This window comes from Polynucleobacter sp. 80A-SIGWE, assembly GCF_018882295.1.
Taxonomy (GTDB): Bacteria; Pseudomonadota; Gammaproteobacteria; order Burkholderiales; family Burkholderiaceae; genus Polynucleobacter.
On the sequence record NZ_JACVOR010000001.1, the window covers coordinates 74,354 to 86,891 of the forward strand.

At 46.1% G+C, this 12,538-nt stretch carries 11 protein-coding genes; 9 read left to right on the top strand and 2 right to left on the bottom strand.

The genetic code is table 11. The annotated features are described in order from the left end of the window. Positions 1–54: 54 nt before the first annotated feature. Positions 55–1,956: a molecular chaperone HtpG gene (gene htpG / locus ICN25_RS00380; RefSeq protein ID WP_216178539.1), complete on the bottom strand. Its 1,902-nt coding sequence runs from the start codon at positions 1,954–1,956 to the stop codon at positions 55–57. A 90-nt stretch (positions 1,957–2,046) separates the two neighbouring features. Then, on the bottom strand, positions 2,047–2,457 hold the full coding sequence (locus ICN25_RS00385; protein ID WP_216178540.1) for a rhodanese-like domain-containing protein: 411 nt from the start codon (positions 2,455–2,457) through the stop codon (positions 2,047–2,049). Positions 2,458–2,538: 81 nt separating this feature from the next. On the opposite strand from ICN25_RS00385, the gene ICN25_RS00390 reads away from it, so the two are divergent. Genes ICN25_RS00390 through ICN25_RS00430 form a run of 9 tightly spaced genes read left to right on the top strand, consistent with a single transcriptional unit; the run spans position 2,539 to position 12,534 of the window. Next, complete coding sequence (locus tag ICN25_RS00390) at positions 2,539–3,801, top strand: putative Na+/H+ antiporter (RefSeq protein ID WP_216178541.1); 1,263 nt, start codon at positions 2,539–2,541, stop codon at positions 3,799–3,801. 57 nt (positions 3,802–3,858) lie between these two features. Further along, the gene (gene miaB / locus ICN25_RS00395) at positions 3,859–5,217 is read left to right on the top strand and encodes a tRNA (N6-isopentenyl adenosine(37)-C2)-methylthiotransferase MiaB (RefSeq protein WP_216178542.1); all 1,359 of its coding nucleotides are present in this window, start codon (positions 3,859–3,861) and stop codon (positions 5,215–5,217) included. Beyond that, on the top strand, positions 5,207–5,695 hold the full coding sequence (gene ybeY / locus ICN25_RS00400) for an rRNA maturation RNase YbeY (protein ID WP_255536618.1): 489 nt from the start codon (positions 5,207–5,209) through the stop codon (positions 5,693–5,695). Before miaB ends, ybeY begins: the two co-directional genes overlap by 11 nt. A 56-nt stretch (positions 5,696–5,751) precedes the next feature. Next, positions 5,752–6,591 (top strand): HlyC/CorC family transporter, encoded by an 840-nt coding sequence (locus tag ICN25_RS00405; protein ID WP_216178543.1) that lies wholly within the window; start codon positions 5,752–5,754, stop codon positions 6,589–6,591. Positions 6,592–6,599: 8 nt separating this feature from the next. Next, complete coding sequence (gene lnt / locus ICN25_RS00410) at positions 6,600–8,123, top strand: apolipoprotein N-acyltransferase (RefSeq protein ID WP_216862847.1); 1,524 nt, start codon at positions 6,600–6,602, stop codon at positions 8,121–8,123. A 60-nt stretch (positions 8,124–8,183) separates the two neighbouring features. After that, positions 8,184–9,068: a glycine--tRNA ligase subunit alpha gene (gene glyQ / locus ICN25_RS00415; protein WP_015422011.1), complete on the top strand. Its 885-nt coding sequence runs from the start codon at positions 8,184–8,186 to the stop codon at positions 9,066–9,068. A 16-nt stretch (positions 9,069–9,084) separates the two neighbouring features. Continuing rightward, positions 9,085–11,223, top strand: a complete 2,139-nt coding sequence (gene glyS, locus ICN25_RS00420; RefSeq protein WP_216178544.1) for a glycine--tRNA ligase subunit beta — start codon at positions 9,085–9,087, stop codon at positions 11,221–11,223. Further along, the gene (gene gmhB, locus ICN25_RS00425; protein WP_216178545.1) at positions 11,220–11,792 is read left to right on the top strand and encodes a D-glycero-beta-D-manno-heptose 1,7-bisphosphate 7-phosphatase; all 573 of its coding nucleotides are present in this window, start codon (positions 11,220–11,222) and stop codon (positions 11,790–11,792) included. Before glyS ends, gmhB begins: the two co-directional genes overlap by 4 nt. A gap of 7 nt (positions 11,793–11,799) precedes the next feature. Next, positions 11,800–12,534, top strand: coding sequence for a 1-acyl-sn-glycerol-3-phosphate acyltransferase (locus tag ICN25_RS00430; protein WP_216178546.1), 735 nt, complete (start codon positions 11,800–11,802; stop codon positions 12,532–12,534). The last annotated feature ends 4 nt before the right edge of the window (positions 12,535–12,538 follow it).

Consider the following 12,538-nt stretch of genomic DNA (forward strand, 5'->3'; position numbering starts at 1 on the left):
TAAAAAACCCGACTTGTGTAATGCAAGTCGGGTTTTTCTTTGGGCTCTTGAGAATTACGAAAGCAAGAGTTGGTTAATACGTTTCACATAAGCAGCCGGATCATTCAACTGACCACCCTCAGCCAAGAGGGCTTGATCAAATAAGACCTGGGTCCACTCATCAAAATGCTGGTCGTCAGCTTTCAACTTCTGCAGCAAAGGATGCTCGGGATTAATCTCCAGAATAGGCTTGGTATCAGGCGCTTGTTGACCCGCAGCTTTTAGCATGCGCAATAAATTACCGGAGAGCTCGTTCTCATCAGAAACTAAACATGCTGGAGAATCCGTTAGGCGGAAAGTCACGCGCACATCTTTAACCCTGTCTTCCAGGGCCGCTTTCATACGATCGAGCAAGTCCTTAAAATTCTTCTCAGTTTCTTCGTGCTCTTTCTTTTCTTTCTCATCGCTGAGATTGCCAAGATCAAGACCGCCTTTAGCGACTGAGGTCATTTGCTTGCCATCAAACTCGGTGAAGAAAGAAAGCATCCATTCGTCTACTCGATCGGACAGCAACAAGACTTCGACGCCCTTCTTGCGGAAGATCTCTAAATGCGGGCTGTTTTTAGCGGCATTAAAAGTATCACCAGTAACGTAGTAAATCTTGTCCTGACCTTCTTTCATACGAGAAATATATTCAGCCAAGGAAACAGTTTGATCCGCAGAGTCATTATGCGTACTCGCAAAACGTAAGAGTTTTAAGATGCGCTCTTGATTTGCTTGATCCTCACCAACGCCCTCTTTAAGCACTTGTCCAAACTGAGTCCAGAAGGTGCGGTATTTTTCTTTCTTGGCCTCATCATCACTATTAGCCAAATCTTCCAACATGCTCAACACACGCTTGGTAGAGCTTTCTCGAATGATTTTGACATCACGTGATTCCTGCAAAATTTCACGGGAGACATTTAAAGGCAAGTCTGTCGAATCAATTACACCAGTAACAAAACGCAGATACATCGGCATTAATTGCTCGGCCTCATCCATGATGAATACCCGCTTCACGTATAACTTGATACCACCGCGTTTGTTGCGATCCCACAAATCGAATGGAGCACGTGCTGGTACATATAACAGTTGCGTAAACTCACTACGCCCTTCAACTCGATTTAGTGAATAGCACAAGGGATTTTCGTAATCATGTGACAAGTGCTTATAAAAATCGTCGTACTGCTCTTCAGTGATTTCAGACTTTGAGCGAGCCCATAAAGCGCTGGATTGATTAATGCTCTCGAGCTCATCCTTGATGACTTGCTCTTTTTTATCTGCATCCCACTCTTCTTTATTCATCTGAATAGGCAAAGAGATGTGATCGGAATACTTACGAATAATTGACTTGAGTTTATGGGTTGAGAGGAAATCATCCTCACCTTCACGAAGATGCATCGTGATGGATGTCCCACGCTGTGGGCAGTCAATGCTTTCGACTGTAAATTCGCCAGAGCCATCAGACTCCCAACGAACACCATCAGAAGCTGGCAAGCCTGCTCGACGAGTCTCAACGGCAATGCGGTCAGCAACAATAAAGGCTGAGTAGAAACCCACACCAAACTGACCAATGAGAGCAGCATCTTTTTGCTGGTCGCCTGAGAGCTTGGAGAAAAATTCTTTTGTGCCAGAGCGAGCGATAGTTCCTAAGTTAGAAATCACTTCTTCGCGGCTCATACCAATTCCATTATCAGAAATGGTGACAGTTCTAGCGGCTTTATCAAAACTGACTTTGATCTTCAGATCAGGATCATCGCCATACCAATCGGGATGCTCGATTCCCTCAAAGCGGAGTTTGTCTGAAGCATCAGACGCATTAGAGATCAACTCACGGAGAAAGATTTCCTTGTTCGAATACAAGGAATGAATCATCAGTTGTAAAAGTTGTTTTACCTCGGCTTGAAAGCCTAAAGTTTCTTTACTGGCTACAGGCATGCGTATTTCCTCTTCCCTCTTAATGAATGAACATAACCCCCAGTAATTGGGGGTTATTTAATGGATTTCAAGATCTAGGAAATGGGAAATTTAGCCAGAATGTGGTTTTGAATGCTTCTCTGCTACGGGCAATTCAGCCTTTTTCCAAGCGCTAAAGCCTCCCTCTAAATGGCAAATTCCGGGGACCCCCATCCTTTGGAGGGCTTCTGTCGCTAGAGCGGAGCGCCATGCAGATGCGCAATAGAGCACTAAACGCTTACCTTCTCCAAAAACAGGCTTGTAATAGGGGCTGTCTGGGTCAACCCAAAATTCCAGCATCCCCCGGGGCGCATGAATCGCATTGGGAATCATGCCATCGCGCTCCAACTCCCTCACATCCCGAATATCTACAAAAACTGTATTTTGATCATCTAGGAGTTTTTGCGCTTGTTCCAATGGAACGGTCTCAATTTGCGCCATCGCATTTGCAATTAATTCTTGATAACCTAATTTCAATTTCATCAAAATCTCCTAAATTGCTAACACTTCTAATGTATTAGCTTTATGCCTATTCTGGCAGGCTTGCCCTGCTAATATGTATATATGAACTTTACCCCTACAGAGCTTGGTGCAAGCATTATTTTTGCCATAGCGGTGCTGCATACTTTTTGCACTGCGTATTTTGAAACGCTTGCCAAAAAATCTCCAAGGCATGCCGGTCTATGGCACCTCCTAGGTGAAGTAGAAATCGTCTTTGGATTTTGGGCAGCAATACTGATTATTTTTATGTGGCTTGCAAATGATTTAGCCACAGCAAAAGAGTACGCCAACAAGCGGAACTTCACAGAACCACTATTTGTTTTTGCCATCATGGTCGTTGCGGGTAGCAAACCTATTTTGCATTTCGCCACCCAAATTCTTCACAAGTTAGGTCAGGGATTGCAATTGGTATTCCGCACCAAGCAAGCTCCAACCCTATATTTCCTAACCCTTAGCATCACCCCCTTACTAGGCTCACTCATTACTGAGCCTGCAGCAATGACACTGGCGGCATTCTTATTGCGAGACTTGGTCTATCGCCATAAATGCTCCACCCCACTTTTGTTTGGCACCCTAGGCGTGTTGTTCGTCAATATCTCAATTGGCGGCACGCTGACTAATTTCGCTGCACCACCAGTACTCATGGTGGCCTCAACCTGGGGTTGGGATAGCGCATTCATGTTTGCCAACTTTGGGCATGAGGCGACGATCGCTATTTTTGTCAATGCAACAATTGCAACACTGCTCTTTCATAAGCAACTCATTGAACCTACGAGCAAATCTGATCACGTTCGTATTCCGCTAGCTATTACAGCAATTCATTTACTCTTTTTGCTGGGCATTGTGGTCTTCGCGCATGACCCAGTGATTTTCATGTGGCTCTTGCTATTTTTTATTGGCTACACGACTGCTTATCCAAAACATCAAAGTCCACTCATTTTGCGCGAAGCTTTGCTAGTGGGATTCTTCTTGGGTGGATTAGTTGTCTTGGGTGCACTCCAAGGATGGTGGCTTCAACCGATTCTTGAAACCATGAGTCCTACTGCGGTTTTCTATGGCAGCCTGGCATTAACTGCGATTACCGACAATGCGGCGCTCACGTATTTGGGGTCACTAGTACAAGGTACTTCACCAGAATTCAAGCTAGCCTTAGTTGGCGGTGCGGTGGCAGGCGGCGGCTTAACCGTCATTGCCAACGCCCCAAACCCGGCTGGACTAGCTATTTTGCGCAGTTATTTCCCGAATGCAGCCGTTTCTGCAGGATTACTGTTTGTAGCTGCCATTCCACCAACCATTGTTGCGATTCTGGCTCTACGTCTGCTCTAAACGCCTTATCCCGTAAAATCTGAGCTTCGCCCCCAGCTATAAACCTGAGAACGGCATATGAAAAAGCTCTATATCAAAACCTTTGGCTGTCAAATGAACGAGTACGACTCGGGCAAGATGGCCGACCTCTTACATGCCGATGAAGGCATGGTCATGACTGATACCCCCGAAGATGCAGATGTGGTTCTGTTGAACACCTGCTCGATTCGCGAAAAAGCGGAAGACAAAGTGTTTTCTGATTTAGGTCGCCTGCGGGAGCTTAAGAAAACTAAGCCCAATTTATTGATTGGTGTTGGTGGCTGCGTTGCTAGCCAAGAAGGCCAACAAATTATCAGTAGAGCACCATATGTTGATGTTGTCTTTGGACCGCAAACTTTGCATCGCCTATCTGACCTCATTGCACAACGTCGCGAGACTGGTAGATCTCAGGTAGATATCTCTTTTCCAGAAATTGAAAAGTTTGATCACCTTCCTGCCTCACGTCAAACTCGAGGCTCTGCTTACGTCTCCATCATGGAAGGCTGCTCAAAGTATTGCAGCTACTGCGTGGTTCCTTACACTCGGGGTGAAGAAGTGTCGCGCCCTTTTGATGATGTATTGACTGAAGTGGCTGGTCTTGCGGCTCAAGGTGTTAAAGAAATTGTTCTACTTGGTCAGAATGTAAATGCTTACCTTGGCAAGATGGGTGATACAGAAGAGGTCGCAGACTTTGCTTTGCTAATTGAATATATTGCCGAAATCCCCGGTGTAGAAAGAATTCGCTTTACTACTAGCCACCCAAAAGAATTTACACAGCGCTTAATTGATGTCTATGCAAAAGTTCCTAAATTAGTAAGCCATTTGCACTTGCCAGTGCAGCACGCATCCGACTCCGTTTTGTCTGCGATGAAGCGCGGCTATACCGCCTTAGAATACAAGAGCATTATTCGTAAGATGCGTGCTGTAAGGCCCGATCTGACGCTGTCGAGTGACTTCATTGTGGGCTTTCCGGGCGAGACCGATGATGACTTTGCAAAGCTACTTAAGATGGTTGAAGAACTCAATTTTGATAACAGCTTTTGCTTTATCTTCAGTGCGCGTCCTGGCACCCCCGCAGCCAATCTGAGTGATGACACTCCATATGAGGTCAAACTCAAGCGCCTGCAAACACTACTTGCCCTGGTGGAGTCACAAGCAAATCAGATTAGTAAAAATATGTTGGGCAATATTGAGCGAGTACTTGTTGAAGGACTTGCAAAGGATGGCGTCAACTTACAAGGTCGTGCCGCCAATAATCGCGTGATTCACTTTACTGCGCCTGATCAAGATATTGAATTACTCATCGGCCAAATGGTAGATATCCGCATTACCGAAGTACTGAACTACACCCTCCGAGGTGATCTGATTAGCGAATCCACGCTCACCCATGCCCATTAAGATGACAAGCAAACCGGCCTCTCCCTCTAAATTAGAGATCGATATTCAATTTGCTAACGCCACTATCGAAGATAAAGTGCTTGCGATCGCATCTTTAGCGCTAATTAAAAAATGGGTGAAATCAGCAGTTCAATTGAACGGACTCATCACTCTGCGCTTTGTTAATGCGGCCGAAGGTAAAAAACTGAATTTTGCTTTTCGCAATAAAGACTATGCGACTAATGTACTCACCTTCCCATACGAGCTCAGCAAAAAAACCATAGCCGCCGATATTATTTTTTGTCTTCCCGTAATTCAAAAAGAGGCGTCCGACCAAAGCAAAGCTGTTAAGGCTCATTTAGCTCACCTGATTATTCATGGCTGCCTGCATGCCCAAGGCCTTGACCATGAGAGTGATAAAGAAGCGAAGAAAATGGAGGGTAAGGAAATCACCCTCCTGAAATCTTTAGGATTTGCCAATCCCTACGCACCTATTTAAAGCATCTTTACGGCTTCCTTCATTGAATTTACTGATTTCTGCGATATTCTTGCTATATGCCTGACCCCAATAAATCCCTTTTAGAACGCTTGGCCGATTTTTTAACGCCACAGCCAACCAGCCCAGCAGAGCGTCGCCAAGAACTGATTGATACCCTCAGAGAAGCCCAGACGGAAGGCTTAATTGATGCGGATGCCCTCTCCATGATTGAGGGCGTATTCCAGGTGGGCCAATTATGTGCTCGTGATATTTTGATACCTAGAGCCCAGATTGACTGGATTGATATCAATCAACCCCTGTCAGAAATTATCAAGAGTGTGATTACTGCCGCTCACTCACGCTTTCCCGTATTCGAAGGTAGCCGCGACAACGTCATTGGCACCTTACTAGCAAAAGATTTATTGCGCCACTCGACTGAAAAAGATTTTCAAGTGCGTGATTGGCTTCGCCCAGCAGTATTTATTCCAGAATCCAAACGTTTAAGTGTTTTGCTGCGTGACTTCAAAGATAACCGCAATCACTTAGCGATTGTTGTAGATGAATACAGCGGCGTTGCTGGTGTGATTACGATTGAAGACGTGCTGGAACAAATTGTTGGGGACATTGAAGACGAGCATGATATTGATGAAGAGGCAGATAACCTCATCTCTTTAGACAATGGTGATATTCGAGTTAAAGGCATTACTGAGCTCGAGCAATTTAACGAGACGCTAGGCACCCAATTTCAGGATGACGATATTGAAACAGTTGCGGGCTTAGTCATTCAGCATCTTGGCCGAGTGCCTAAGATGGGCGAGTTGATCGAGATCGACGGAATTGAATTTGAGGTTCAGCGCGCTGACCCAAGACAGATTCATATCTTGCTCGCACGCCAACTCCCGAAAAAAACTTCCTGAGAATTACCTTGATTGATCAGCAATCAGCAAGACTAAGTAATAGCGTCAATTTATTGGCGCTATTTTTTCTGGGAGCATTGCTGGCTGCTGCCGCAGAACTACCTTATGGTGGCTGGATACAAATCCCTGTACTGAGTTTGATTTGGTGGCGAATGAGTCAGCAATCCATTCTCTCGATTAAAAATCAATTTACCTCTGGAATGGTATTTGGCCTAGGTTACTTTGTTCTGGGGCTATGGTGGATCTACATTAGCTTGCACGACATAGGTGGAATGCATGCTGCGGTTTCTTGCTTAGCGGTATTTTTACTAGCCTCTGGTATGGCTTTATTTTTCTCCAGTGCCTCGCTTTCCCTTTGTCTGCCTAGAAGAAGGTATCTAACAGGTCTAGTGCTAGCAGCCTCTTGGGTGCTTATTGAATACCTACGTAGTGTGGTGCTAACAGGCTTTCCTTGGATGGGATTTGCTGAAGCACAATTCAATGGCCCCTTCGCACCAGCAGCACCATTCTTCGGCGGCCTAGCCTGCACATTTTTAGTGGTGTGGATTTCTTGGGAGATTACACAGCTAAGGAAAAATATTGTCTTTAGTTCTGCCTGCATTATTTCTGCTGTCGCACTTGCGCAACTTGCGAGCTTTTGGACTTTCACAAAACCGATTGGCGAGCCACTCAGTGTTCGTTTAATTCAGGGAAATTTTGAGCAAAGCCTGAAGTTCAACCCCAAGGCAATCGAAGAACAATTTAGTTTTTACACCAATGCTATTGAGAGCCAATCAGCCGATCTCATCATTACTCCAGAGACTGCTTATCCCTGGCCCCAAAGCAATCTTCCTAATGGCTTACTGGAATCACTCCAACAGTTTTCCACGAATACCTCTAGTAATGTCTTGCTAGGTGTCATTGGGGAGTCGCGCGACTCCACTGAAGTGAAATACACCAATCGTGCGCTTGGACTTTCTCCCAATGTGCCGAGCTATGAATATGACAAGTCTCACTTGGTGCCCTTTGGAGAATTTATTCCGCCTGGATTTCATTGGTTTGTGAATGCCTTCCATGTACCTATGAGTGACTTCGCACGCGGTAGATTAGATCAAGCCCCTTTCAGCATTGTTCGCCCAGGTAAAGATGCGATTCAGGCGGCGATCACTATTTGCTATGAAGATGTCTTTGGCGGGGAATTGGCCTCTCGAATTCATCACAGCAGCAAACCCGTCAACCTGTTGATCAATATGACTAATTTGGCCTGGTTTGGGGATTCTCAAGCGCCAGCGCAACAATTACGTCTATCGCAGCTGCGCTCCCTTGAGACTGGACTGCCATCTCTACGTGCAACAAATACGGGTATCACGGCAGCTCTTGGGCCAGACGGCAAGGTGCTGTCTCAGTTGGGCGAATTTACCCAGGGCGTACTCAGCTTCAAGATTCAAGCCTACTCAGGAACAACCCCTTATGTGATTTGGGGAAATGCACCTATTTTGAGCCTTTCTTGCCCCTTGCTTATCTTGGGTCTTATTCGCCAAAAACGAATCTAATCGCTATTTCATGGTTCGCTAGCTTAGCCATGTAAAATCAAAGGCTTAGCCAGGTAAATCATGCTTACTTTTCAGCAAATCATTCTCAAACTCCAAGATTACTGGGACCAACAAGGTTGCGCCCTATTGCAACCTATTGACCTTGAGGTCGGTGCCGGTACATCTCATACAGCCACTTTCTTGAGGGCCATTGGCCCCGAGCCATGGAAAGCCGCTTACGTTCAGCCTTCACGCAGACCAAAAGATGGTCGCTACGGAGAGAACCCAAATCGTTTACAGCACTACTACCAGTACCAGGTAGTGCTGAAGCCTGCACCAGAAAACATCCTTGAACTCTATCTAGGCTCGCTTGCTGCTTTAGGTCTGGATCTTCAAAAGAACGATGTGCGTTTTGTTGAAGATGACTGGGAAAACCCAACCTTGGGCGCATGGGGCTTAGGCTGGGAAGTCTGGCTTAACGGCATGGAAGTGACGCAGTTCACCTATTTCCAGCAAGTGGGTGGCATTGACTGCAAACCTGTTTTGGGAGAGATCACTTACGGAATTGAGCGCTTGGCGATGTATATCCAAAATTGCTCAAACGTATATGACCTCGTTTGGGCCGATGGCATCTCTTATGGTGATGTGTATCACCAGAATGAAGTAGAGCAGTCTTGCTACAACTTTGAACACTCCAATACCGACCTATTATTTGCAAACTTCACCAATTACGAAAGTGAAGCCAAGCGATTGATGGAAGTCCCATTGGCCTTACCCGCATATGAAATGGTACTGAAAGCTGGGCACACCTTTAACTTACTGGATGCCCGTGGCGCCATCTCCGTAACCGAGCGTGCCGCCTATATCGGTCGCATCCGCAATCTATCTCGCGCAGTAGCGCAGGCTTACTTTGAATCTCGTGAGAAGTTGGGATTCCCGATGTGCCAACGTCAATCCAAAGCCTAAGTAGCTCGATCTAATTATGAGTACACCGAATTCCCTCTCTCAATCAGACAATCTTCTGATTGAAGTATTTACCGAAGAACTTCCACCGAAATCTTTGCGTCGCTTAGGCGATGCTTTTAGTGAAGGTATTTTTTCCTCACTGAAGGCCGCTGGACTCTTGGGTGAAAACTCTGTTGCTGCTAGCTTTGCTACACCCCGTCGCCTTGCCGTTCATGTAACTAATGTCTTAAGCCAAGCTCCAGACTATCCAGTTCGTGAAAAATTACTCCCGACCAGCATTGCTTTTGATGCTGATGGCAAGCCGACTGCGCCACTACAAAAGAAGTTGGCCTCCTTGGGTTACGCTGATATTGATATCTCCACCTTAGAAAAATCCGGTGAAGGGAAAAATGAAGCGCTATATCTCAATGTCATCGCCAAAGGCGCAGCATTAGAACAAACTGCGCAACAAGCCCTAGAGCAGACACTGAGTAAATTACCCATTGCCAAAATGATGCACTACCAAGTGCTGCAGAAAAATGGTGAATTAGCAGACGTTGAATTTGCACGTCCGGCACACCGCATCATCGCCCTGCATGGCACGCAAGCATTACATATCAGCGCACTGGGCATTGACGCAGAAAACCAAACAGAAGGTCATCGCTTTCTGGCTCCTGGCGTTATTACGATTGCCTCTGCAGATCAGTACGAATCTGACCTCAGAACCAAAGCAAAAGTATTGCCAAGCTTTAACAAGCGTCGTGAATTTATTGAATCTGCATTATTAAAAGCTGCTGGTACTGATTTAGTTTTGATGCCAGATAGCCTGTTAGATGAAGTGACCGCATTAGTTGAGTGGCCAGCAATCTATGAGTGTCATTTTGATCAAGGGTTCTTGGAAGTTCCACAAGAATGCTTGATTCTGACAATGCAGACTAATCAAAAATACTTTGCTTTAACGGACAAGCAAGGTAAGTTACGCAATCGCTTCTTAATTGTTTCCAACATCGAGACCGATAAACCAGAAGCAATTATTTCTGGTAACGAGCGCGTAGTACGCCCACGCCTATCCGATGCACGCTTCTTCTTTCAACAAGATCAAAAGCGTCCACTAGCATCCCGCGTAGCTGATCTTGGAAAAGTGGTTTATCACAATCAGCTCGGCAATCAACTGGACCGCACCAAGCGCGTGCAAGGAATTGCAGTGGGTATTGCCAAAGCCTTATCCGCTGATGAGGCGCTAGCCAGCCGTGCTGCTGAAATTGCCAAAACCGATTTGCTAACCGATATGGTTGGCGAGTTCCCAGAGCTTCAGGGGATCATGGGTCGCTACTATGCAACGCATGATGGCGAAAATGCGGAAGTAGCATCTGCTTGCAGCGAACATTACATGCCTCGCTTCGCTGGTGATGCTTTGCCACAGAGTCAAACTGGCACCATCTTAGCGATTGCGGACAAGCTAGAAACTCTCGTTGGCATCTGGGGTGTTGGTCTTGCGCCAACCGGTGATAAAGATCCGTATGCCCTTCGTCGTCATGCTCTCGGTATCTGCCGTCTCCTACTTGAAAAGAACCTTAGCCTAAGTCTGCCTGACTTAATTGAACTAGCGCGCAAACAATTTCCGCAAAAAGACGTACAAGAAAAAGCTAAGGCGGAAGATATTTACGCCTTCATCATTGATCGTCTACGCGCTTACTTACGCGACCAAGCGGTTGCAGGCAAGCCATTTACTACCGAAGAAATTGATGCAGTATTAAGTCAGTCTCCAGCCCAGCTAAATGATTTAATTGATCGCTTAACTGCCTTGCGTGAATTTAATGCCTTGGCAGAAGCAGCTCAGTTAGCTGCCGCTAATAAACGCATCAGCAATATCTTGAAAAAGAATGCTACTGCTATTCCGGTGAATTGCTCAAGCACACTCTTGCAACTTCCTGCTGAAATCGCGCTGCATCAAGCGCTTGAGAAGCTGACTCCAACACTGACAACGGCTTACGAAAAACGTCAGTTCGTGGAGCTATTGAAAGCACTCGTTGCTCTCAGCGCTCCAATTGATCAGTTCTTTGCCGATGTGATGGTGATGGATCCAAATCCAGAGTTGCGCGATAACCGCCTAGCTCTCCTGCAACAACTTCACCAGAAAATGAATCTCATTGCCGACCTCGGCAAATTAGCATGAGCATCAGCTCTTCTAAACTGATCATTCTTGATCGCGATGGCGTGATCAATGAAGATCGAGATGATTATGTGAAGTCGAGTGATGAGTGGATTCCCCTACCCGGGAGCCTTGAAGCAATTGCACTACTCAATCAAGCAGGCTATCAAATCGCCGTAGCAACTAACCAGTCCGGTTTGGCGCGGGGTTATTTCAATATCAACGATCTTCATGCCATGCATGGCAAGATGGATAAACTGCTCAAGCCTTTGGGTGGTCACATCGACAGCATTTTCTTCTGCCCACATACCGATGCCAATGCATGCGATTGCCGCAAGCCGCTGCCAGGGATGATGAAAGAGATTGCCCTACGCTACAAAAAGAATCAGAGCGCCACACCGTTATTGGGGGTGCCGATTGTGGGTGACTCCTTACGTGACCTGCAAGCAGGTATTGCCCTTGGCGCCAGCCCACATTTGGTATTGACCGGCAAAGGTAGTAAAACCTTAGATAAAGGTGGCCTCCCAGAAGGTACCCAGATTCATGCGGATTTGATGGCATTTGCGAATGCACTCTTACAAGATAAGGTTTAATGCAAATATGATGTTTATTCGCTCAGCTCTGTTTACCCTCTTCTTGCTGATATTCACCCCAATCTGGTCGGTGCTTTGCATACTAGTATTCCCATTCCTTAGTCCAGAGAATCGCTATCGCTTTATCGGACTTTGGAACAAGGTCGTAATCTGGATCTTGCAACCCCTCTGTGGTATTCGTTATGAGATTCGCGGAATGGAGAACATGATGGCGGTATTGGATAAGCCTGTTGTTGTTCTTAGCAAACATCAGTCTGCTTACGAAACCATTTTTTATATCGCCAAGCTTCCCAAGCAAGTCTGCTTCGTTTTCAAAAGAGAATTGCTTTGGATACCTTTCTTTGGCTGGGCTTTGGCTTTGCTCAAGATGATCCATATAAATCGCAATAGCAAAGAAACTGCCGCCCTCTCAGTGGTTGGGCAAGGCAAAAAGCGCTTAAGTGAAGGTAAATGGATTTTATTGTTTCCGGAAGGCACTAGAACTCCTACTGGATCACATCAACCCTATAGCAAAGGCGGCGCAAGGCTTGCTAGCGCTACTGAAGCACTGGTAATCCCAATTGCCCACAATGCGGGTCGTTGCTGGCCTAAGAATAGCTTTCTTAAGCAACCTGGAACAATCATCTTCTCAATCGGCCCTGCCATTACCTCTACCGGAAAAACCGGCGGACAACTACATCAAGAAGTAGAAAAGTGGATTGAAGCTGAAATGCGAGTAATTGATCCTGCTGCTTACCAATAGCACC

Bases quoted from the DNA above. Each gene is read 5' to 3' on its own strand.
- htpG (WP_216178539.1), bottom strand. From the start codon at position 1,956: ATGCCTGTAGCCAGTAAAGAAACTTTAGGCTTTCAAGCCGAGGTAAAA.
- ICN25_RS00385 (WP_216178540.1), bottom strand. From the start codon at position 2,457: ATGAAATTGAAATTAGGTTATCAAGAATTAATTGCAAATGCGATGGCG.
- ICN25_RS00390 (WP_216178541.1), top strand. From the start codon at position 2,539: ATGAACTTTACCCCTACAGAGCTTGGTGCAAGCATTATTTTTGCCATA.
- miaB (WP_216178542.1), top strand. From the start codon at position 3,859: ATGAAAAAGCTCTATATCAAAACCTTTGGCTGTCAAATGAACGAGTAC.
- ybeY (WP_255536618.1), top strand. From the start codon at position 5,207: ATGCCCATTAAGATGACAAGCAAACCGGCCTCTCCCTCTAAATTAGAG.
- ICN25_RS00405 (WP_216178543.1), top strand. From the start codon at position 5,752: ATGCCTGACCCCAATAAATCCCTTTTAGAACGCTTGGCCGATTTTTTA.
- glyQ (WP_015422011.1), top strand. From the start codon at position 8,184: ATGCTTACTTTTCAGCAAATCATTCTCAAACTCCAAGATTACTGGGAC.
- glyS (WP_216178544.1), top strand. From the start codon at position 9,085: ATGAGTACACCGAATTCCCTCTCTCAATCAGACAATCTTCTGATTGAA.
- gmhB (WP_216178545.1), top strand. From the start codon at position 11,220: ATGAGCATCAGCTCTTCTAAACTGATCATTCTTGATCGCGATGGCGTG.
- ICN25_RS00430 (WP_216178546.1), top strand. From the start codon at position 11,800: ATGATGTTTATTCGCTCAGCTCTGTTTACCCTCTTCTTGCTGATATTC.